General features: G+C 58.0%; 21 protein-coding genes. 14 read left to right on the top strand and 7 right to left on the bottom strand.

Annotated elements, in window-relative coordinates:
- Positions 1 to 79: 79 nt before the first annotated feature.
- The 5 genes from SADFL11_RS13060 to SADFL11_RS13040 all read left to right on the top strand — a co-directional run bounded on the left by SADFL11_RS13060 (position 80) and on the right by SADFL11_RS13040 (position 2,711).
- Positions 80 to 469, top strand: coding sequence for an AtpZ/AtpI family protein (locus SADFL11_RS13060; RefSeq protein WP_008191238.1), 390 nt, complete (start codon positions 80 to 82; stop codon positions 467 to 469).
- Positions 470 to 534: 65 nt separating this feature from the next.
- Entirely contained in the window at positions 535 to 1,284 is a 750-nt protein-coding gene (locus SADFL11_RS13055; RefSeq protein WP_008192677.1) for a F0F1 ATP synthase subunit A, read from the top strand.
- A gap of 84 nt (positions 1,285 to 1,368) precedes the next feature.
- A complete protein-coding gene (locus tag SADFL11_RS13050) occupies positions 1,369 to 1,596 on the top strand; it encodes a F0F1 ATP synthase subunit C (RefSeq protein WP_008191441.1) in 228 nt (75 codons plus the stop codon).
- Positions 1,597 to 1,675: 79 nt separating this feature from the next.
- Entirely contained in the window at positions 1,676 to 2,221 is a 546-nt protein-coding gene (locus SADFL11_RS13045) for a F0F1 ATP synthase subunit B (protein ID WP_008190053.1), read from the top strand.
- Between the two features lie 10 nt (positions 2,222 to 2,231).
- Positions 2,232 to 2,711 (top strand): F0F1 ATP synthase subunit B, encoded by a 480-nt coding sequence (locus SADFL11_RS13040; protein WP_008194478.1) that lies wholly within the window; start codon positions 2,232 to 2,234, stop codon positions 2,709 to 2,711.
- Positions 2,712 to 2,948: 237 nt separating this feature from the next.
- On the opposite strand, the gene SADFL11_RS13035 is transcribed toward SADFL11_RS13040, so the two are convergent.
- Positions 2,949 to 3,410, bottom strand: coding sequence for a GNAT family N-acetyltransferase (locus SADFL11_RS13035; protein ID WP_008193967.1), 462 nt, complete (start codon positions 3,408 to 3,410; stop codon positions 2,949 to 2,951).
- 196 nt (positions 3,411 to 3,606) lie between these two features.
- Between SADFL11_RS13035 and SADFL11_RS13030 the strand changes: the two genes are divergently transcribed.
- The gene (locus SADFL11_RS13030) at positions 3,607 to 4,992 is read left to right on the top strand and encodes a DUF3179 domain-containing (seleno)protein (protein WP_008191154.1); all 1,386 of its coding nucleotides are present in this window, start codon (positions 3,607 to 3,609) and stop codon (positions 4,990 to 4,992) included.
- Between the two features lie 4 nt (positions 4,993 to 4,996).
- Here the strand turns inward: SADFL11_RS13030 and SADFL11_RS13025 are convergent, their stop codons facing one another.
- Entirely contained in the window at positions 4,997 to 5,653 is a 657-nt protein-coding gene (locus SADFL11_RS13025) for a ribonuclease HII (protein WP_008195122.1), read from the bottom strand.
- A 156-nt stretch (positions 5,654 to 5,809) separates the two neighbouring features.
- Entirely contained in the window at positions 5,810 to 6,874 is a 1,065-nt protein-coding gene (locus SADFL11_RS13020; protein ID WP_008191165.1) for a PA0069 family radical SAM protein, read from the bottom strand.
- A 176-nt stretch (positions 6,875 to 7,050) separates the two neighbouring features.
- On the opposite strand from SADFL11_RS13020, the gene SADFL11_RS13015 reads away from it, so the two are divergent.
- Entirely contained in the window at positions 7,051 to 7,743 is a 693-nt protein-coding gene (locus SADFL11_RS13015; RefSeq protein WP_008195986.1) for a glycosyltransferase, read from the top strand.
- 145 nt (positions 7,744 to 7,888) lie between these two features.
- On the opposite strand, the gene SADFL11_RS13010 is transcribed toward SADFL11_RS13015, so the two are convergent.
- A complete protein-coding gene (locus tag SADFL11_RS13010; RefSeq protein WP_008192097.1) occupies positions 7,889 to 8,947 on the bottom strand; it encodes a saccharopine dehydrogenase family protein in 1,059 nt (352 codons plus the stop codon).
- 318 nt (positions 8,948 to 9,265) lie between these two features.
- On the opposite strand from SADFL11_RS13010, the gene SADFL11_RS13005 reads away from it, so the two are divergent.
- Positions 9,266 to 9,691, top strand: coding sequence for an Lrp/AsnC family transcriptional regulator (locus tag SADFL11_RS13005; RefSeq protein ID WP_008195768.1), 426 nt, complete (start codon positions 9,266 to 9,268; stop codon positions 9,689 to 9,691).
- 273 nt (positions 9,692 to 9,964) lie between these two features.
- Here the strand turns inward: SADFL11_RS13005 and moaB are convergent, their stop codons facing one another.
- Positions 9,965 to 10,522, bottom strand: a complete 558-nt coding sequence (moaB, locus tag SADFL11_RS13000) for a molybdenum cofactor biosynthesis protein B (protein WP_040452904.1) — start codon at positions 10,520 to 10,522, stop codon at positions 9,965 to 9,967.
- A 197-nt stretch (positions 10,523 to 10,719) separates the two neighbouring features.
- Between moaB and SADFL11_RS12995 the strand changes: the two genes are divergently transcribed.
- Positions 10,720 to 11,946: an aminotransferase-like domain-containing protein gene (locus SADFL11_RS12995; RefSeq protein WP_008192320.1), complete on the top strand. Its 1,227-nt coding sequence runs from the start codon at positions 10,720 to 10,722 to the stop codon at positions 11,944 to 11,946.
- A 64-nt stretch (positions 11,947 to 12,010) separates the two neighbouring features.
- On the opposite strand, the gene SADFL11_RS12990 is transcribed toward SADFL11_RS12995, so the two are convergent.
- Together SADFL11_RS12990 and SADFL11_RS12985 are read right to left on the bottom strand one after the other, a co-directional pair.
- The gene (locus SADFL11_RS12990) at positions 12,011 to 12,340 is read right to left on the bottom strand and encodes a hypothetical protein (RefSeq protein ID WP_008193998.1); all 330 of its coding nucleotides are present in this window, start codon (positions 12,338 to 12,340) and stop codon (positions 12,011 to 12,013) included.
- Positions 12,337 to 12,627, bottom strand: a complete 291-nt coding sequence (locus SADFL11_RS12985) for a hypothetical protein (protein ID WP_050776047.1) — start codon at positions 12,625 to 12,627, stop codon at positions 12,337 to 12,339. The genes SADFL11_RS12990 and SADFL11_RS12985 overlap by 4 nt, the downstream gene beginning before the upstream one ends.
- 244 nt (positions 12,628 to 12,871) lie before the next feature.
- Between SADFL11_RS12985 and SADFL11_RS12980 the strand changes: the two genes are divergently transcribed.
- From SADFL11_RS12980 to SADFL11_RS12960, 5 genes are all read left to right on the top strand, one after another.
- A complete protein-coding gene (locus tag SADFL11_RS12980) occupies positions 12,872 to 13,516 on the top strand; it encodes a ceramidase domain-containing protein (RefSeq protein WP_008188627.1) in 645 nt (214 codons plus the stop codon).
- A gap of 108 nt (positions 13,517 to 13,624) precedes the next feature.
- Positions 13,625 to 15,928: an NADP-dependent malic enzyme gene (locus SADFL11_RS12975; protein WP_008194480.1), complete on the top strand. Its 2,304-nt coding sequence runs from the start codon at positions 13,625 to 13,627 to the stop codon at positions 15,926 to 15,928.
- Between the two features lie 66 nt (positions 15,929 to 15,994).
- Positions 15,995 to 16,369 (top strand): chorismate mutase, encoded by a 375-nt coding sequence (locus SADFL11_RS12970; protein WP_040452908.1) that lies wholly within the window; start codon positions 15,995 to 15,997, stop codon positions 16,367 to 16,369.
- Positions 16,370 to 16,504: 135 nt separating this feature from the next.
- Entirely contained in the window at positions 16,505 to 17,668 is a 1,164-nt protein-coding gene (locus SADFL11_RS12965) for a PQQ-dependent sugar dehydrogenase (RefSeq protein WP_228198199.1), read from the top strand.
- 369 nt (positions 17,669 to 18,037) lie between these two features.
- Positions 18,038 to 19,330 (top strand): DEAD/DEAH box helicase, encoded by a 1,293-nt coding sequence (locus tag SADFL11_RS12960; RefSeq protein WP_008193119.1) that lies wholly within the window; start codon positions 18,038 to 18,040, stop codon positions 19,328 to 19,330.
- Positions 19,331 to 19,435 lie beyond the last annotated feature (105 nt).

Genomic DNA, 19,435 nt, shown 5'->3' with positions numbered 1-19,435 from the left:
GGGCCCCCGACTATGGTGCGCGCGGCTTGAGGGGTGTCCAAAGGCTGGGTCTCACGGCTTGACGGGGGCGGGGAACAACATGAGTGGCTCTTCGCAAAACGGCAATTCTGATGATCCGGACAAGGGTGCCTCTGAGGTGGATCTGTCGGAACGGCGGAACCGTCTGAACCGGAAGCTGGACGGCCAGCGCAAAGCTGAAGAAGCAGAGCGCGCGGCCAAGAAAAGCGATAACTCCGGCTACGCACAGGCAATGAAGCTCTCTTCGGAGTTCATTTCCGCTGTGGTCGTTGGAGGCGGTTTGGGTTGGTTTGTTGACCAATGGTTTGGGACAAAGCCCTTTGGGTTGATCGTGTTCCTGCTAATTGGCTTCGCGGCGGGCGTTTTGAACGTGATGAGGGCTGCAGGGCGTATCGCCGAGCCAGGTCAACGGTACAAACGCGAGAGTTCTGACGACGACGGGTCCAACTGAAGTTGTGCATCTGGGCGCAATCCGCACCCACGAATTGAAATGATTTGAGCGAAGAAGGCTGACCGGTGGCGAACGATCCGATCTCGCAGTTCAAAATCCAGACCCTGTTTCCGATTGAAGTCGGCGGAATGGATTTCTCTTTCACCAACTCTTCGCTGTTTATGGTTGCGACCGTAGCAGCAGCTTCTGCCTTCCTGATCTTCTCCACGTCTGGCCGTGGCCTTGTGCCGAGCCGCGTGCAGTCGGTCTCGGAAATGGCTTATGAGTTTGTTGCGGGCATGCTGCGAAGCTCGGCGGGCACGGAAGGCATGCGGTTCTTCCCGCTTGTGTTCTCGCTCTTCATGTTCGTCCTTGTGGCAAACCTTTTCGGCATGTTCCCGTACTTCTTCACGGTCACCAGCCACATCATCGTGACCTTTGCGCTTGCGATGCTCGTGTTTCTGACTGTCACGATCTACGGCATCATGAAGCACGGAACCAAGTTCTTCCACCTGTTCGCACCATCAGGCGTCCCGCCGGTGTTGCTTTTGATCGTTGCGCCGATCGAGGTTGTTTCCTTCCTCTCGCGTCCGATCAGCCTGTCCGTCCGTCTGTTCGCAAACATGCTGGCCGGTCACATCACCCTTAAAGTTTTCGCTGGGTTTATCGTGTCCATGAGCGCCGCTGGCAGCGTGGGCATCGTCGGCGCAATCCTTCCGCTGAGTATGACAGTCGCGATCACCGCGCTGGAGTTCCTCGTCTCGTTCCTGCAGGCCTACGTCTTCACGGTCCTGACCTGCATGTACCTCAACGACGCCCTTCATCCGTCACACTAAGCGAAACGTCTCATGCGGTGGCTGAAGTCCAGCCGCTGCCTGAAGAAATCTGAAATCTGCAAACACTACTTAGGAGCACGTGTCATGGAAGCAGAAGCAGCAAAATACATCGGCGCTGGTATCGCATGCCTCGGCATGGGCGGTGCAGCGATCGCACTCGGCACCATCTTCGGTAACTATCTGAACGGCGCTCTGCGCAACCCGACTGCAGCTGATGGCCAGTTCGGCCGTCTGGTTTTCGGCTTCGCCGTTACCGAAGCTCTGGGCATCTTCTCCCTGCTCATCGCTCTTCTCCTGCTCTTCGCTGTCTAATTCTCTTTCGTTTCAGAGAGTTTTGACGCGACTCCGGGGGCGGCGTCTGCGCCGCCCAACCGGATTTTGGAGATAGGACATGGCAGGCAACGCCGAACATAATACGGAAATCGGAATTCCGGCTGAAGAGCACGGTGCCGGCTTCCCGCCGTTCGATGCAACGACCTATTCTTCACAGCTCCTGTGGCTGGCCATCACTTTTGGCTTTTTCTACTGGATCATGAAGAACGTCGCTGTGCCTCGGATTGCAGGCATCCTGGAAGACCGCAAGGACCGCATTGCTGGGGATCTCGGCGAGGCCAACCGCCTCAAAGACGAAACAGACGCGGCGATCGCGGCCTATGAACAGGCACTTGCTGAAGCGCGCAACAAGGCACACGGGATCGCAAGCGATACCCGCGCCAAGTTGAAGGCAGATCAGGAAGCCCGCCGGGAAAAAGCCGAAGCGGATATTGCCGAGAAGCTGAAAGCAGCTGAAGCTCATATCGCCGGTATCAAGACCGAGGCGCTGTCCCAGATTGGTGACATTGCCGGAGACACCACCTCTGCGCTAGTTGAGCAGCTGATGGGCAAGGCTCCGACAAAAACTGATCTGACCAAAGCGCTCAAGTCGGCGATGAACTGAGGAGACCGTCATGGATGCATCATTTTGGGCCCTGGTCGGTCTCGTTCTCTTCTTCGTCCTGATTGCCTACCTCAAGGTACCGGGCATGATCGGCGGAGCGCTGGACAAGCGCGCTGACGATATCAAGAAGGAACTGGAAGAAGCACGCAAGATGCGTGAAGAAGCCCAGGAACTTCTGTCTGAGTATCAGCGCAAGCGCCACGAAGCTGAAAGCGAAGCCGAAGCGATCGTTGCGGAAGCCAACGCAGAAGCCGAGCGCCTGACCGTTGAGACGAACCAGGCACTTGAAGAGATGATCGCACGCCGCTCCAAGGCTGCGGAAGAGAAAATCGCTCAGGCCGAGACCCAGGCAATCGCCGAAGTCCGGGCCAAGGCTGCCGACATCGCTGTCGCGGCAGCCGAGGAAATCCTCTCCGCCAAAGTCAAGGACAAGGTGGCAGACGACATTCTCGCCAAGAGCATCACTCAGGTGAAGGATCAGCTGAACTGAGCTTCAGCATGATCCGGAAACAGTTCTGAAAAGCGGCCTTAGCGGGCCGCTTTTTTTGTCTGTATCCGGCCGGAATACAGAAAGTCGGCGTTTTCCGCCGCACCCCTGGGCAGGCAGGGATCCAGTAATCGGAGCCGGTGCGGTTTGTTTCCCTTGTGGGCAGATATGGCTACCGGGCCCCTGCTTTCGCAGGGGCGGCTGAGTGTGTGGGGTGGGTGTCTGAACCATCTGAGGGCGCTAAGCCCGGTCCTTCTCCATGACCACCAACGGTGTCCGGCCGTTCTCCATCATCTCGCCGGTCACCTGATAGCCGAGGCTTTCATATAGCCGGATGTTGCCGGAGCTCAGCTTGCCGGTAATCAGCCGGTAGGAACCGGCGGAGGGAAACTTCTCTTCCGCTGCGATGAAGAGCTGCCGGCCGATGCCCCGTCCTTGATGTTCGGGAGCTACAAAAAGCCGGCCTATATGGCAGGTGTCGTCCTCAGCGCGGACCCGAACCGATCCGATGATGTCAGCCCCTTTCCGGGCGATAAGAAAAACATGCGTGGTGAATGCCGACTCTGTATCGGCAAGGGCCTCAACCATTGGGGCGATCTGCATATCGCCATTTAGCGCTGCTTCTTTGTGAAAGGCGATTTTCTGAAGTTCAAGGATTTGTTTCGCATCGCTTTTGTCTGCGACTGTGATTTCGACGTCCATTTTCCTCTCGCCGGATTGTGATCTCAAAAATTTCTGATGCGTCGTGATTCGAAAGGAGCGGCTACTCAAGCCATCCTCAGCGGATCACGTCGCCTGGGGCAATTCACTAAAGGTGATACCAAGCAAGGCGCCGTTCATGCAATGCCACCGCGGTCCAGTTGGCCGGGTGTTAGGTGTTTTCAGGAAAGGCGCCGCCATGAAGTCGTCTCATCGAGCTGTTGTACATATCCTTATCGCTGCGCTCATACCGCTGTTGGCTCTTGTCGGCGGTGGACTTGCCCAAGCTCAAGAGCGCTCGGCCCTTCCAGACTACGTGATTGAAAAATTCGGTACTCCTCCCGCGATACCAGACGGCCCGCTGTCCGATGATCTTAAACGCACCGTGAAAATGGCGCTTGTCGACCCGGTGACCCATGCGGGTTGGGGACGGGACCAAAGCCTGGCGCTTGCCGAAGTCGCTGCATCCAAAGACCCGCGCCTTGTCTGGATCATCAGTGATTTGATGCGGTTTGCGACTGGCCCGCAACTGAACCAGGCTTTGAGCGAAGCCGCGTCCGAACTGCTGGGCAAAGAGATACCGCTGCGCAACAGTTGGGGCGAGGTGACTGATCATCTCATGGCCTGGGGTATTCCCGCACCGCCCGACTATCTCGCTTCCAAGCGCGAGATCTTCACAACGATAGTACCCGGCTGGGACAGGATCTTTGTCGAGGGCGAAATTGATTGGCGGTTGGTATCCTGGGGTGGGGTCTTGATCGATGACCGCCCGTATGACCAGACCGACAATCAGTGCAACTGCATTCCCGCTGTGGACAATCCGGAGGTTAGCAGCGCTGAAGACGCAACCTGGCTCAAGGACAGCGATATTGTTTTCGGGATAGGGGTAAATGGGGACTATCGGGCCTATCCACGGCGTATCATGGAAGTGCGGGAGATGGTGAATGACACCCTCGGCGGCCGAACCCTGGGAATTCCATACTGCACCTTATGTGGCGCTGCGCAGGCCTACCTGACGGATGAACTGCCGGAGGGAATTGAGCGGCCGATTTTGAGAACCTCCGGGCTGCTCATTCGGTCCAATAAGGTGATGTATGACGTCAACACCTACTCGGTCTTCGACACGTTCCTCGGCACTGCGGTGACTGGTCCGCTCGCGGAGAAGAACCTGAAGCTAAAACAGGTCAGCGTCGTGACGACCGATTGGGGCACCTGGAAGAGGGCGCATCCGGAAACAACCGTTTTGGTGGAAGCGCTCGCGCTTGGCCGTGACTTCGACTTCCGCAATGGCCGGGACGCCAACGGACCGATTTTCCCAATTGGCGATGTCGATCCCCGGCTGCCCGTGCATGAGGACATCATCGGGATTGTCACGGCGTCCGGACAGCCAGTTGCTTTTCAGCGCAGCAAGGCCTTTGCCACACTCAAACAGGGGACTGAGATCCGCGTTGAGAACGTTCGTCTGGAACTGGATGCTGGTGGTATCCGGGCCGTTGGCGAGGACGGAGCGGATCTCGGCAGCCATGAGGCGTTCTGGTTCGCCTGGTCGCAGTTTTACCCCAAAACAGATCTTTGGGACGGGTGAAGCGCTAGAGTGTAGTGTCGGCGGCAAGCCGGACTGGTTTAAAGCTCATCCGGTGATGCGCTGTCGGCCCCAGGGTATCCAAGGCCGCTTGGTGTGCTGGTACCCCGTATCCCTTGTGCTGGGCAAAGCCGTAGCCGGGAAATTCGGGCTCCAAGGCGACCATCATTCGGTCCCGCAGCACCTTGGCAACGATAGAGGCTGCGGCGACACACAGGCAGCGGCCATCGCCCTTGATCAGCGCCTGCCCGGGTTGGGCGAGACCGGGTGGTACATCGCGGCCATCGATGAGAACGTATTGCGGAACTCTGGGCAGGCCGTTCACTGCCCGCACCATGGCGCTCAGCGTCGCCGTCCGGATGTTCAGCTTGTCAACGGTAGCAGGTGAAGCGCTTGCCGCGCACACCCAGCTGGTTTTGAGGATCTCGCCGAACAGGGATTCCCGTTTGGCCTCAGTCAGCTTTTTTGAGTCGTTCAGTCCGGCCGGCACATTCGCATAGTCCAGGATAACCGCCGCCGTCACCACAGGACCCGCCCATGGCCCGCGGCCGGCTTCATCGACCCCGCACAAAAGGCCGTCATAGGATTTGGCGTGTTTTTTCTCGATTTTCAGGTCGGGGTTGTCCGGAAACGCGAGGTCGAAGAGGGACGGTGTTTTGGTCATTGGGCCAAAATGCCGTCTGGCAAAACAAGGCGCAAGACATGTTGGTGCCGTCCCGGCCTTGAGCCGGGACCACAGCGCACGCCAGCAGGTCCCGAATCTCCGCCTTGCTGCGTTCGGGACGGCGTTTGGAGGGCAAATGCGGTCTCTTTACTGCGCTCAGAACAAATCCAGTTGCACGCCGCCTTTTTGCGGCTGGATAAAATGCTCGGTGGACAGCTTTCTCTTGCGCAAATTCAGACTCAGCCGTTTGGCCGCCAACGAGAAGCGTTTGGCGATCTGGTCGGCATAGGGGCCGCGCCCGCGCATGCGCTCGCCCCATTTGGCATCGTAATCCTTGCCGCCGCGCATGGAGCGGATCAGGTTCATCACGTGGCGGTAGCGGTCCGGGCGTTCCCGCAAAAGCCAATCGCGAAAGAGCTCAGACACCTCCAGAGGCAGACGCAGCAGAATAAAGGCTGCTTCGCTGGCCCCGTGCTCAGCGGCTGCTTCCAAAAGGTTCTCAATTTCACTGTCCGTTAGCGCAGGTATGATGGGGGCCATCATGACGGAGGTAGGAATGCCTGCATCGCTCAGTGTTCTGACCGCTGCAAGACGCTTGTGTGGCGCGGATGCGCGGGGTTCCATGGCGCGGCACAACTTTTTGTCGAGCGTCGTAATCGACAAAGCTACCTTGACCAGATTGCGCTCGGCCATCCGCGACAAAATGTCGATGTCCCGGGTCACGAGCGCCGATTTGGTAACGATTGCGACCGGGTGGCCGCAGTTCTCCAGAACCTCGAGGATCTCCGGCATAAGCTTGTAGCTGCGCTCCATCGGCTGGTAGGGGTCGGTGTTGGTACCGATGGCGATGACCTTGGGCTGGTACCCCGGCTTCGAGAGCTCCCGCTCAAGGAGCGCTGCGGCGTTGGGTTTGGCAAAAAGCCGGGTTTCAAAATCGAGGCCCGGCGACAGGCCCATGAAGGCGTGGCTTGGCCGGGCAAAACAATAGATACAGCCATGCTCGCAACCACGATACGGGTTTATCGAGCGGTCGAAGGAAATGTCCGGAGACTCATTGCGCGTAATGATCGTCCGCGCGCGTTCTTCCTGCACTTCCGTCTTGAGCGGTGGCAATTCGTCGAGACTGTCCCAGCCGTCGTCGAAGGCCTCTTTAGAAAGGGGCTCGAACCGTCCCGAGAGGTTTGTCGCGGCCGCACGTCCCCGGCGCCGGTCGGCCGCCATATGGCTCAGATCCGCCGCATCGGGCGCCGGTTGAGCAGAAACAGGAGGGATTGGGGGTGCAAGTGTCATAGACTGCCGACTCTTTATGAGAACAATACAAGAACATTATCCAAAATCCGGCGCCGGACAAGCCCCTTCTCTCGCACTTTCGATAATTTCATGTCATAGAAAGGGTCATGATTAGTGTCATAATTCCGACAGAAAACGCAGAACTCGACCTTGTGCACGCGTTGGCTGCCTTGGTTCCGGCAGCCGCCGAAGGTGTTGTTCGGGAAGTTGTCGTTGTGGACGGTGGGTCGACCGATAACACGGCGATGGTTGCTGATGCGGCTGGCTGCACGTTCGTGACGCGCAAAGGGCCGCGCAGCGAGCGCCTCGCGCATGGCGCAAGCGTTGCCAAACGCGGCGACTGGCTTTTGTTCCTGCAGCCTGAAACCCTTCTGGAAAGCGGCTGGCATCATGAAGCCCAAGCCTTCATAGAACGGGCGGGACGAACCCCAAAAGGTCCGAAGACGGCGGCAGCCTTCCGGTTGCGCTACGAGGCTTTTGGGCTTGGTCCGCGTTTGTCTGAAAAGGCCGCTTCAGTGCGCAGCCAGCTGCTCGGTATGCCTTATGGCAACCAGGGCCTTCTGATCTCCCGCCAGTTTTATGAAAAGCTTGGTGGCCACCGGCCATTGCCGGAAATGGAAGATCTGGACCTTGCAAAACGCATCGGCCGCAACCGTATGGTGTTTTTACGCGCGGCAGCCGTATGCGCGGGTGAACCGGGAGCAGCTGGCTATGCCACCGGCCTGCGTCAGGCCCTGGCACGTTTTGCCGTTGGCGCCCTTCGTGTTCCGGCAAGTCTCGCGGTCAAGCTGCACGGGTAAGCAAACGAAGAAGGCATCCCTGCGAAGGCAAGGATCCAGTACACCGAGGATTTCGTTGTTCCGGAGATGGCCCCGCATGTTACTGGGCCCCTGCCTGCGCAGGGGCGGCCAAGTGGACGAAGGGCTTTTCTCTTCGGGAAAAGACTTACGCTGCGTAGAGCGAACCGGTCCGGGTTTTCAAAAACCCGTCCAGCGGAATGTCTTCCTGTTTTAGGAAGCCGGTTGCCGGCAACGCGCCGTCCCGCACCATCTCGATGACAGCGACAACGGAAGCCGAAGTGGTCCAGGCAATTGCCGTGCGCATCTGGCCGCCGATCTCGATCGGCTTGTAAGCCCGGACAAATTCCTCCCGGCGCGGGCGGCCGTCAATGGTGCCTTCGGACGCCACATGTACATAGACTACATCATTGTCGGTTGGCGGCTTGGCGTGAACCAGGATTTCCCCGGCTTCCTGACGGCGCTCGCGCATGAGGAGCTCGTGGAAGAAGAAGTTCATCAGTTCGGCATGACCGGGATAGCGCATGGTCTTGTAGTCGATATTGGCGACCTTGCCCAAATAGGTCTCGCACATGGTGCCAAGCCCGCCTGAGGTGGTGAAGGCTTCCAGTTTCATGCCGTCAATATAGACGGTTTCAAGCCACTCCATTGGCGAGACCCATTTGCGCACGCCATCCTCGATCACCTCGCAGTCGTTGAGGTATTCGTTGACGACCCCGTCCGGTGACCAGTTGAAGGCATAACCCATCAGCCCGGTCGGGTTTTGCGGCAGCGCGCCGACACGCATCCGGCAGGACCGGCAGTCATCGAAATCGCCGATCTGTTTTGCGCCAACAATGCCAACAAACCCGGGCGCCAGACCGCATTGCGGCGCCATGAGACCCTTGGCGGTTTCGCTCATCTCGATGATCGCCTTGGTGGTCGGCACATCTTCCGTCAGATCAAAATAGTGGATCCCGGTCGCGTGGGCTGCCGTGGCAACACCGACATTGAGTTGATAGGGCAAGCAGGAGAGGACGGCATCGACGCCCTTGAACATCTGCAGCAGGCCATCGTAGGCCTTCAAGTCTGCAGACTGCACTGAAAACGGCAGTTCTTCCCGGGGCGAATGCTGGTCGTAGGCATAAACCTCGAAGCCGCTGTCATGTAACAAGCGGGCTGCCAAAGCTCCGACTTTCCCCAATCCGAGCACTGCTATTTTCTTCATGAATTCCCTCCCAGGCTGATGACTAGGTTGTCTCCGGCCTGTGCCGGTTCAGTCACCACAGCAATCGACATTCCGCTTCCCGCCGGGAAGCCGGTTGCCCGCATTAAGCCGTGAGTCCGCGTCAATCAAAATGTCAATAATTCTTACAAAACGGGAGTTTTATAGCAAAATGATACATAATGCCGAGGCGCCGCCCCGGCCCCCGAGCCGGGGTCGGTTTCGTTTCGGCCCTGGTCCCGGATCTCCGTTGCACGGCGTCCGGGACAGCATATGGATGGGCTGTGGATGTTGGCCAAAGACAATAAATGAGAAGAAACCATGGATGACCTGGATCACCGGCTGTTACACCTTCTAACCCGCGACGCGCGGGCCTCGGTTACAGATCTGGCGGCAGCACTTCAGGTGTCGCGGGGGACGGTGCAGAACCGCATCGACCGGCTCGTGCATCAGAAGGTCATACACCGGTTCACCGTTGAGCTCGGACAGTCGGAAGAAGATCACCAGATCAGCGCCTTCACATTGATCCGGCTCAAGGCGGACGATGGCCGCGCAACGCAAGCAGCCCTTCGGCGGATCGATGCGATCACCGACATTCACACGCTCAGCGGTGCGTTCGATCTGGTCGCCGAGCTACGTGTCCGCTCACTCAAGCTCCTGGATCAGACACTGGACCAAATCCGGGCCTTGCCGGAGGTGGCGGAAACCCAAAGCCATATCCGTTTGGCCTCGGCCGGCAAGCGCTAAAAAGTCTTACAGCCCCAAGGTAACTCAGCTCAGCCATCCCTGCGCAGGCAGGGATCCAGTATTCTGGGGCTTTGCGGTTTTGTTTCGAGTGCCGGAACAAGTGGTTACTGGGCCCCTACCTGCGCAGGGGCGGCGTGTCGTGGAGATGGGCAAGTGTTGAACGCACAACCACGGTTGCCGTCCCGGCCTTGAGCCGGGAACTCTGGGCGGTCACGTCCTCTGATCATGGACCTTCCCGGCTTCGCCTTGAGAACGGCACTTCATTGGCAGGCCTCAGGCTTCCTGAAGTTTGCCGCGCTTCAGGTGCTCGTCCAGCCGTGGCATGATTTCCACGAAATTGCAGGGCATGTGGCGGTAGTCGAGCTGCCACTTCAAGATGCCGTCCCAGGCGTCCTTGCAGGCGCCAGGGGAGCCTGGCAGGACAAAGATGTAGGTAGCGCCTGCAACGCCGCCGGTTGCCCGGGACTGGATGGTGGACGTGCCGATCTTGTCATAGGAAATCCGGTGAAAGACCTCCGAGAACCCGTCCATTTTCTTCTCAAAGAGCGGTTCCATCGCTTCCGGCGTGACGTCCCGGCCTGTAAAGCCCGTACCGCCGGTGGAGATGATCACGTCGATGCCGTCCGTTGAAATCCAGTCCTTGGCAATCGCCTGGATCGCGGGCACGTCGTCTGCAACGATCTTGCGGTCTGCCAGTGTGTGCCCTGCCTTTTCCAGCCGGTCCACCAATGTGTTTCCGGACCTGTCGTCCTCCGGTTTCCGCGTGTCGGAGACGGTCAGGACAGCAATATTCAGCGGAATGAACGGGCGGCTTTCATCAAGACGGGACATTTTGGGCTCCTGTTTGATCCAGACATAGGTGATTGCCCTGTGCGAAACCAGAGGAGATGCCAACGGTTAGACCGTCTCAGACCGGTGGCGTTGAAATAAAATTACAAAAAATAACAAGAATAAGACACTTGCATTCAAATTAGGTCAGTATTATTGACTTATTTAATCGAACTTACAAGAAACCGAATGAGCCAAGCATGATGACCTGGGACGCCGTATTGGCGACGCGCGCAAAGCGCATGAGTGCATCTGAAATCCGCGAACTCCTGAAACTCCTGGACCAGCCCGACATCATTTCCTTTGCCGGCGGCATACCCGACCCGGCGCTGTTTCCGGCGGACGCTTTCCGAACGGCCTATGCGGATGCCCTCAGCGGCGGTGGGGCCGCTGCCGGTCTGCAATATTCGGTCAGCGAGGGCAGTTTGCGGCTGCGCCGGTGGCTCACCGGTGAAATGGCAAAACTTGGCGTTTCATGCGGCCCGGAAAATATCCTGATCACCTCAGGCTCGCAGCAGGCACTCGACTTCCTCGGAAAACTGTTCTTGTCTGCGAACGACACCGCCCTGGTTGGCTGGCCGACCTACCTTGGGGCCCTTCAGGCTTTCAATGCCTATGAGCCGAATTTCGACCGGCTGGACCCGATGACCAACCGGTCCGCAGTAGATTACCGAAAAACCGCTGAGGAGAGGGGCGGCAAGGTAAAGTTTGCGTATCTGTCGCCGGACTTTGCCAACCCGACGGGGGAAACACTCGATGAAGCGGGCCGCCAGCGGTTGCTTGGGCTTGCTGACGAGTTGGACTGCGCCGTTATCGAGGATGGCGCGTATCAGAGCCTGCGTTATGACGGAACACCAGTCGCCCCCGTTCTGGCGCTCGATTGTGCCCGGTCTGGCGGTATTGAAAACACCCGGACGCTCTATTGCGGAAGCTTTTCAAAAACGCTGTCTCCGGGGCTTCGGCTTGGCTGGGTCTGTGCAGCAAAAGATGTCATCTCCCGTCTGGTGCTCTTGAAGCAGGCAGGCGATCTGCACTCCTCAAGCCTCAATCAGGAAGCCATGGCGCGCGTTGCCGAAACTGTCTTTGACGCGCAAGTCGACAAGGTGCGCTCTGCCTATCGTGAGCGCCGGGATGCCATGCTGGCCGCACTTGAAAACCATATGCCGGAGGGGACCCGATGGACCCGGCCTGAGGGCGGCATGTTCGTTTGGGTCGAGCTGCCGGAAGGCACCGATGCGGCAGGGCTCCTGAAAGAGGCTGTCGAAACGGCCAAGATTGCCTTTGTTCCGGGCAAGGCGTTTTTCGCAGACGGAAGCGGTGGCAACACTTTGCGCCTAAGCTTTTCAGCAACAACGCCGGAGAAAATCACCGAGGGCATTTCCCGCCTCGGCGCCTTGGTTGCGAAGGTGTTCGTTCCGGCTGTTTGAGGATGTGTTTCGGGCGAAGCGGAGCTGGTATAGCCAACACCTCCGATAAGATCCCAGCCCTTACTCAGTCGATAAAACCGAAGGCCTTTGAAACTCGCCGTATTTGCACGCAATGTGCATTCTTCTGGGTTTCTGGCATCTCTTCGAGTTCATAGCGCATGAGGTCTGTATTTGAGTTAAGGTCTGAAGTGAACTCAATGTCGTCAGCAGGGACGGCTTCTTCGATATAAGCGGATATTGCCGCTTGCTTAATCGTGATCCCGCAAGCAGCCTCAGAGCCGAGTACGGAGCCGAGATGGGACGCAACCTTGTAGCGTTCGCTGTCGCTCCAAGCCAAAGTTTGGCTACTCCAGCCGACAACCAAGGTGGTTCCGGCGATAATCAGCCATTTCATTGAATAGCCTCCTCCACAATAACTTTGGAGCCGCGCGTCAGCAGAACCAAAAGGCCGAGGATGATGTCGCCTGCAACCCATAGGCCAAACAATAAACCTGTTCCAATCGTACCGCCGATCGCCCGCCCAGCCTCAGCGCCAGCTGCACTGACATCCATCTCTCCCAACAGCATCCAATAGCCGACCAGCCAAAAGGCCATAGCTAGGTTGAACAGGATGAAAGCCAGTTTGAAAAGCTTACCGAAGAATCCTCGTTTGCGGGTTTCTGTGCGAACAGTTCTGGTCATGAAATAGCTCCCCTAAAAATTGAACGATAACTAAATACAATCTCCGGTCAAGGTTTCATAGCGAGACATGAGGCAGTACTGATTGCGGTTCCTAGCGATAGGGCCGGTAGTCATTCTCAAGCTGTGGTCTACGCACTAAGCCGATGCACGATGTTTAAACGAATCACGGCACCTTGATTGCGAAGACTGTCACACCCGCGCTGTAATAAGGTTCAGAATCAAAACAGCAAAGGTACAGCGCAGGATGGATTTGACGGATCAGCTCAACAACTATTGTGAACGCGTCGGTCCAGAATTCTGGTCAGAACCGGTCAACGCCATCACCAACGCCGCCTTTGTTGTCGCAGCCCTGGCCGCTTATCTCTTGTGGCGGCGCAAGACGCCCGACGACTGGGTCGCGCTGTTTCTGATTTGTGTCGTGCTTGCGACCGGGATCGGGTCTTTTCTGTTCCACACCTTTGCGACCCGGTGGGCGCTTCTCGCTGATGTGATTCCGATCGTTGTCTTCATCCATGGGTTCTTGCTGTTCGCGCTCCGGCGCTTCCTCAACCTCCATTGGGTGATCAGCGTGTCGATCGTGATCGGCTTTTTCGTGCTCTCACCGATGGTGGGCGAGGTTTGGGCACCACTGATCGGATCGTCTGCCGGATACTTGCCCGCGCTTCTGGCAATTTTCGTTGTTGGCGGGTTCTTTTACCAGCACGACAAAGCGCTTGCCAAACAAGTGCTTCTCATCGGGATACTGTTTACCGTTTCGCTGACTTTCCGGACGCTGGACGGTCCGGTATGCAGTCAACTGGCGCTCGGCACGCATTTCTTGTGGCATATTTTGAACGCTGCCGTGCTGTTTGGGCTGTTACGGGTTCTCATTTTACATCGCGCCGGGTAAAGGTCGAAGACAATTCATGAAATTTCGAAGGTCAGGATCGGTCCTCCGGCTTCAACAGACGCGCCAGATCGACGACCTAGGGGAACGTGGTAGGGAGACAAGAACGTCATGAGCGATAAGAACAAAACCGAAAGTGACTTGACCGAAGCCGCCCTGTTCTTCCACGAGCATCCCAGGCCCGGAAAACTGGAAATCCAGGCGACCAAACCGCTCGGCAACCAGCGCGACCTGGCGTTGGCCTATTCACCGGGCGTTGCCGCGCCTTGTCTGGAGATTGCCGACGATCCGTCCAAGGCCGCCAATTACACCGCGCGCGGCAACCTGGTGGCCGTGATCTCCAACGGTACGGCTGTCCTCGGTCTCGGCAATATTGGCCCGCTTGCCTCCAAACCGGTCATGGAAGGAAAGGCCGTTCTTTTCAAGAAATTCGCCGGGATCGATGTTTTCGATATCGAGGTCGATCAGCTGAACGTTGACAAATTCGTCGATGCGGTGGCCGCTCTCGAGCCGACCTTTGGCGGCATCAATCTGGAAGATATCAAGGCGCCGGAATGCTTCATGATCGAAGCCGCCCTGCGCGACCGCATGAAAATCCCGGTTTTCCATGACGACCAACATGGCACGGCCATCATAGTTGGCGCTGCAGTCCGCAATGGCCTGCATTTGGCGGGCAAGAAGATCGAAGAGGCCAAGATTGTCGCCTCAGGTGCCGGCGCGGCGTCTCTGGCTTGCCTGAACATGCTGGTATCGCTCGGTGCCAAGCGCGAGAACATCTGGGTCACGGATATTGAAGGCGTTGTCTATAACGGCCGCCAGTCTCTGATGGACCAGTGGAAAGCGGTCTTTGCTCAAGAGACGGACAAGCGCACGCTTGGTGAAGTCATCGACGGTGCGGACGTGTTCCTCGGGCTGTCGGCCTCCGGTGTTTTGAAGCCCGACATGGTCGAAAGGATGGGCAAAGGGCCATTGATCCTGGCGTTGGCCAACCCGAACCCGGAGATCATGCCGGAAGATGCCAAGGCTGTCCGTGATGACGTTGTCATGTGCACAGGCCGCTCAGATTATCCGAATCAGGTCAACAACGTCCTGTGTTTCCCCTATATCTTCCGCGGTGCGTTGGATGTCGGTGCAACGTCCATCAACGAGGAAATGAAACGCGCGGCTGTTGAAGCGATCGCCGGTTTGGCCCAGGAAGAGCCGTCCGATGTCGCCGCGCGGGCCTATGGCGGCAAGACCGAGACCTTTGGTCCGAACTACCTGATCCCGTCGCCGTTCGATCAGCGTCTCATCCTGCGGATCGCGCCAGCCGTGGCGCAGGCAGCCATGGACACCGGGGTCGCAACCCGTCCGATTGAAGATTTCGATGCATACAAGGACCGTCTGAACCGGTTTGTCTTCCGCTCCGGCCTCATCATGAAGCCGATTATCCAGAACGCTGCTAAGGATCCGCAAAAGATCATCTACGCGGAAGGTGAGGACGAGCGCGTGTTGCGCGCCGCGCAAGTTCTTCTGGAAGATGGTATTGCCAAGCCGGTGCTGGTGGGGCGGCCTGACGTTCTGACTGCCCGCTGCGAGCGCTTCGGGCTGAAGATCCGTCCGGACGTCGATTTCGAATTCGTCAACCCGCAGGATGATCCACGGTACCGTGACTATGTCGACGAGTATCTGGAGTGTGTCGGCCGAAAGGGACTGCCGCCCACAGCAGCGCGGACCGTTGTGCGGACCAATGCCACCGTCATCTCGGCCCTCGCGGTGCGCCGGGGCGAAGCGGATGCGCTGATCTGCGGTTTGGAAGGCCGTTTCACCAAACATATGCGTGACATCCGACAGGTGATCGGGGTGTGCGATACGGCCCGCGATCTCTCGGCCATGTCACTCCTCATCAACAGCCGCGGGGCGATGTTCCTGTCCGACACGTTCGTGACGGAAGATCCGACGGCCGAGGAAATCTCCGAGATGGCGAACCTCGCTGCGCAAGAGATCCGCCGCTTTGGCATCGAGCCGAAGGTCGCGCTGCTCTCCATGTCGAACTTCGGCTCGCGAGATACCGCCTCGTCCCGCAAGATGCGCGAAGCGCTGGACCTGATCTGGGAGCGGCATCCCGAACTGGAGGCAGATGGTGAAATGCACGGGGACTCGGCCTTGAGCGTCGCCTTGCGCGAGCGCGTCATGCCGAACGGCAAGTTGAAAGGCGAAGCAAACCTTCTGCTGTTCCCGAACCTTGATTCAGCGAACATTGCGCACAATCTCTTGAAGGTCGCAACCGATGCACTGCATGTTGGCCCGATCCTGCTGGGGACGGCAAAACCGGCTCACATCCTGACACCGTCGGTGACGTCCCGTGGCGTCGTCAACATGTCCGCGCTTGCGAGCGTTGAAGCGCAAACAAGGGCACCAGAACAGTCCGCATAACGAAACTGCCTGGAACACCTCAGCATTTCCGGCCGGTGCGTCCTTGTGACCGCTGGCAGGTTTTTCGTGTTTGCGAAACAAGAGCGCATGACCGACATCAAACGCCCCGCAGACTGCCATACCAAGGCAGACATCCGAACAGCCATCGATGCGCTGGATCAGGATCTCTTGAAGCTCTTTGCGCAGCGCCAAGGCTATGTCCGGCGCATGGCGGAGTTGAAACAGCGTCCTGACGAGGCCTTTGACCACGACCGGATCGAAACGATGGTGGCAGCTCTTAAAAACCGTGCCGAAGATCTGGGGCTGGAAGCCGATCAGGCCGAGCAGGTCTGGCGGGTGCTGATCGACTGGAACGTGGCCTATGAAAAACGCACGATCGCAGCGCGGTTGGAGAAGGGGCAGGCCCCAAACACTTCGTGGGTTTCAAAAGAGACCAGGTGAGGCATCAATCCGCACCAGCACATTTATCATCGCATCGGGTCTGTTTCTGCCAAAATCATTCCCTATCTGTAAATCTGGAAATCGCGCCGGCACCAAAGGCAGCGAGATCGGATGGATGGTTTTTGGGAGGGTGATGTGCAACACGCATATTGGCGTCAGGGATCACGGCACGGATTGTTGAGATACGCTTGGACGGTGTTGGTCGCAGGGATCACCTTTCTCGGCCTTGCTGGCAGCCCTAATCAAAGTGCGCATGCGCAGTCTGCTGTCACTGCTGAAACCGTCGCCTCTGGATTGTCTTATCCGTGGAGCGTCGCCTTTCTACCGGACGGTGGGTATTTGGTCACCGAGCGTGACGGTGTATTGAAGGTCGTTCACGAAGATGGCCGTCAGGATGTAGTTGCTGGTACTCCGGATGTATTTGCGCAAGGGCAGGGCGGTCTTTTGGACGTTGTGCTGAGCCCGTCCTTTGAGGCAGATCAGACGGTCTATCTCACCTTTTCCCAAGGGTCGCCGGAAGGTGCCGGAACATCACTCTTCAAGGCAACGCTCGACGGGTCGAATGGCGCAGGTTACGCGCTCGTCGAAGGGGACACGATCTTTGCTGGCAACAACAAGGCCTTTGGCGGACGCCACTTCGGCTCCCGCCTGGCATTTGACGGCGATGGCAACATCTACATGACGCTTGGTGATCGCGGGGATGGACCGCGGTCTCAAGACACATCCGATCACACGGGTTCTGTGCTGCGTCTGACCCCCGATGGCGATCCTGCTCCGGGCAATCCTTTCCTGGACAATCCTGCCTACCAACCCGAGATCTGGTCAATCGGCCACAGGAACCCGCAAAGCGCGGCCGTTCACCCTGAAACTGGGGCTTTGTGGACCGTGGAGCATGGCGCGAGAGGCGGGGATGAGATCAACATCCCGGAGGCTGGCAAGAACTATGGCTGGCCGGTTATCTCCTATGGCCGTCACTATGCCGGTGGCAAGATCGGTGAGGGAACCGAAAAGGCCGGTATGGAGCAGCCGATCTTCTATTGGGATCCGTCGATTGCCCCCTCTGGAATGGCCTTTGTGACCAGCGATAAATACCCAGACTGGTCGGGTGATCTGCTGGTTGGCGCCCTGCGCGGACAGCATTTGGCCAAGCTCACCCTCGATGGCGAAGATGTGGTGTCTGAAGAACAACTTCTGACAGACCTGAGAGAGCGTATCCGGGACGTGCGTCAGGGGCCGGACGGGTTCATCTATGTGCTGACCGATAGCGATGACGGCAAATTGATCCGGCTGCGCCCGTAGCCGTGACTACCGATCCATCGCTTTGATCGTTGATTGGAACAAACAGAAGTTCTTGATTTTTCGTGGCATGAAGGAGCCTCTGCTTGACAAAACCATCAGAAAGGCAGATACACCGCTCGTCATTGCCGCTGCCGCGTGAGCAGCAAGCACAGGCCTGAGCGGCCGGGAGCAGATGCTCCGCTTAAATGTGCCAGGCATGACAGGCTCATGTCCAAATTAGCCGGACATATTCCCAGTACCCAGTTCACGCGGGGGCTGACGGCTTGTGCAGATGGCGAGATGGCCTCTGCAGCCGCAACCGCAACAGGACCGCGATCAACAGGCGGTCACGCAGGCGCGACCTCGTCCGCCTGACAAAGGATATTTGATTTGACCAACTTTGAAAGCCTGGGGCTTTCCAGCTCGCTGCTAAGCGCCATCAAAGACAATGGCTATGAGGCTCCGACCCCCATTCAGCAGAAAGCAATCCCGCTTATTCTTGACGGACAGGACCTGATGGGCCTGGCGCAGACCGGGACCGGCAAAACCGCCGCATTCGGACTGCCCCTCATCGAGCGTCTTCTGGCCGAGCCGCGACGGGCGGCACCCAAAGGAACCCGTGCCCTTATACTGGCTCCGACCCGCGAACTGGTGAACCAGATCGCCAAAAACCTGATTTCCTTCCTCAAGACTACCCCTTTGCGGGTGACCTCGGTGGTTGGCGGTGTGTCCATAAATGGCCAGGTGAAGCGGATGTCGAAGGGGACCGATATTCTGGTGGCAACACCGGGCCGGTTGCTTGACCTTGTCGACCGGAATGCGGTTGACCTTGGTTCAGCGTCCTATCTGGTCCTCGATGAAGCCGATCAGATGCTTGACCTCGGCTTTATCCATGCCCTCCGCAAGATTGCAGGTTTGGTGGCCAAAGATCGCCAGACGCTACTCTTTTCTGCCACCATGCCGAAGCAGATCAACGAACTGGCTCAATCCTATCTGACAGACCCAGCGCGGGTGGAAGTCTCTCCGGTCGGCCGTACGGCCGACAAGGTCCGTCAGAAAGTCCATTTCATGGATTCAAAAGCTAAGACCGGTTTCCTGATCGATGTGCTGTCGGACCAGCCTGACGACATGTCGCTGGTATTCTGCCGGACGAAACACGGTGCGGAGCGCCTGATGCGCAAAATGGCGCAAGCGGGCATTGCTGCCGGATCGATCCATGGAAACAAGAGCCAGAACCAGCGCGAGCGCGCCATTAAGGAACTTCGCTCCGGCGCTATCAAGGTTTTGGTCGCAACGGACGTTGCAGCGCGCGGTATCGACATTCCGGGCGTCAGTCACGTCTATAACTTCGAATTGCCGGAAGTCGCAGAAGCCTATGTGCACCGGATCGGCCGGACAGCCCGTGCAGGTGCAGACGGCGATGCCGTTGCACTCTGCGCTCCGGAAGAAATCGGTCTTTTCCGCCAGATCGAAAAGCTGATCGGCATCGACATTGAGGTTGCCAGCGGCGAGGCTCCTCCGCTCTCCGCTGCGAAGTCCGCCAAGCGCGGGAAAAACAACAAGTCCGGTGGCGGTGGCAAGCCGCGCTTCCAAAAGGCTGCCGGAGCTGGCGACAACGACAATGGCCGCCGGTTTGCCAAGAACCGCCGCCGCCGCCCTCAGGCGCGCAAGAACGCGGCATAATCCAGCATTTTGCAAGTATCAGACGCTGAAAATAAAAGCACCGGGAAGTGGCCTTCCCGGTGCGATGTCCTGTGGTCGATGGGGTCAGTGCAGTCAAACCGCGCT

Source organism: Roseibium alexandrii DFL-11 (genome assembly GCF_000158095.2).
Lineage (GTDB): Bacteria > Pseudomonadota > Alphaproteobacteria > Rhizobiales > Stappiaceae > Roseibium > Roseibium alexandrii.
The sequence above is the reverse complement of the archived record's forward strand: the minus strand, read 5'-3'. Positions and strand labels throughout refer to the sequence as shown.

What these genes read in the sequence shown, in the direction of transcription:
- SADFL11_RS13025 (WP_008195122.1), bottom strand. Translation starts at nt 5,653, where the DNA reads ATGACCAAAACACCGTCCCTCTTCGACCTCGCGTTTCCGGACAACCCC.
- SADFL11_RS13045 (WP_008190053.1), top strand. Translation starts at nt 1,676, where the DNA reads ATGGCAGGCAACGCCGAACATAATACGGAAATCGGAATTCCGGCTGAA.
- SADFL11_RS13020 (WP_008191165.1), bottom strand. Translation starts at nt 6,874, where the DNA reads ATGGCGGCCGACCGGCGCCGGGGACGTGCGGCCGCGACAAACCTCTCG.
- SADFL11_RS13060 (WP_008191238.1), top strand. Translation starts at nt 80, where the DNA reads ATGAGTGGCTCTTCGCAAAACGGCAATTCTGATGATCCGGACAAGGGT.
- SADFL11_RS12985 (WP_050776047.1), bottom strand. Translation starts at nt 12,627, where the DNA reads ATGACCAGAACTGTTCGCACAGAAACCCGCAAACGAGGATTCTTCGGT.
- SADFL11_RS12995 (WP_008192320.1), top strand. Translation starts at nt 10,720, where the DNA reads ATGATGACCTGGGACGCCGTATTGGCGACGCGCGCAAAGCGCATGAGT.
- SADFL11_RS12975 (WP_008194480.1), top strand. Translation starts at nt 13,625, where the DNA reads ATGAGCGATAAGAACAAAACCGAAAGTGACTTGACCGAAGCCGCCCTG.
- SADFL11_RS13030 (WP_008191154.1), top strand. Translation starts at nt 3,607, where the DNA reads ATGAAGTCGTCTCATCGAGCTGTTGTACATATCCTTATCGCTGCGCTC.
- SADFL11_RS13050 (WP_008191441.1), top strand. Translation starts at nt 1,369, where the DNA reads ATGGAAGCAGAAGCAGCAAAATACATCGGCGCTGGTATCGCATGCCTC.
- SADFL11_RS13040 (WP_008194478.1), top strand. Translation starts at nt 2,232, where the DNA reads ATGGATGCATCATTTTGGGCCCTGGTCGGTCTCGTTCTCTTCTTCGTC.
- SADFL11_RS13005 (WP_008195768.1), top strand. Translation starts at nt 9,266, where the DNA reads ATGGATGACCTGGATCACCGGCTGTTACACCTTCTAACCCGCGACGCG.
- moaB (WP_040452904.1), bottom strand. Translation starts at nt 10,522, where the DNA reads ATGTCCCGTCTTGATGAAAGCCGCCCGTTCATTCCGCTGAATATTGCT.
- SADFL11_RS13035 (WP_008193967.1), bottom strand. Translation starts at nt 3,410, where the DNA reads ATGGACGTCGAAATCACAGTCGCAGACAAAAGCGATGCGAAACAAATC.
- SADFL11_RS12980 (WP_008188627.1), top strand. Translation starts at nt 12,872, where the DNA reads ATGGATTTGACGGATCAGCTCAACAACTATTGTGAACGCGTCGGTCCA.
- SADFL11_RS12990 (WP_008193998.1), bottom strand. Translation starts at nt 12,340, where the DNA reads ATGAAATGGCTGATTATCGCCGGAACCACCTTGGTTGTCGGCTGGAGT.
- SADFL11_RS13015 (WP_008195986.1), top strand. Translation starts at nt 7,051, where the DNA reads ATGATTAGTGTCATAATTCCGACAGAAAACGCAGAACTCGACCTTGTG.
- SADFL11_RS13010 (WP_008192097.1), bottom strand. Translation starts at nt 8,947, where the DNA reads ATGAAGAAAATAGCAGTGCTCGGATTGGGGAAAGTCGGAGCTTTGGCA.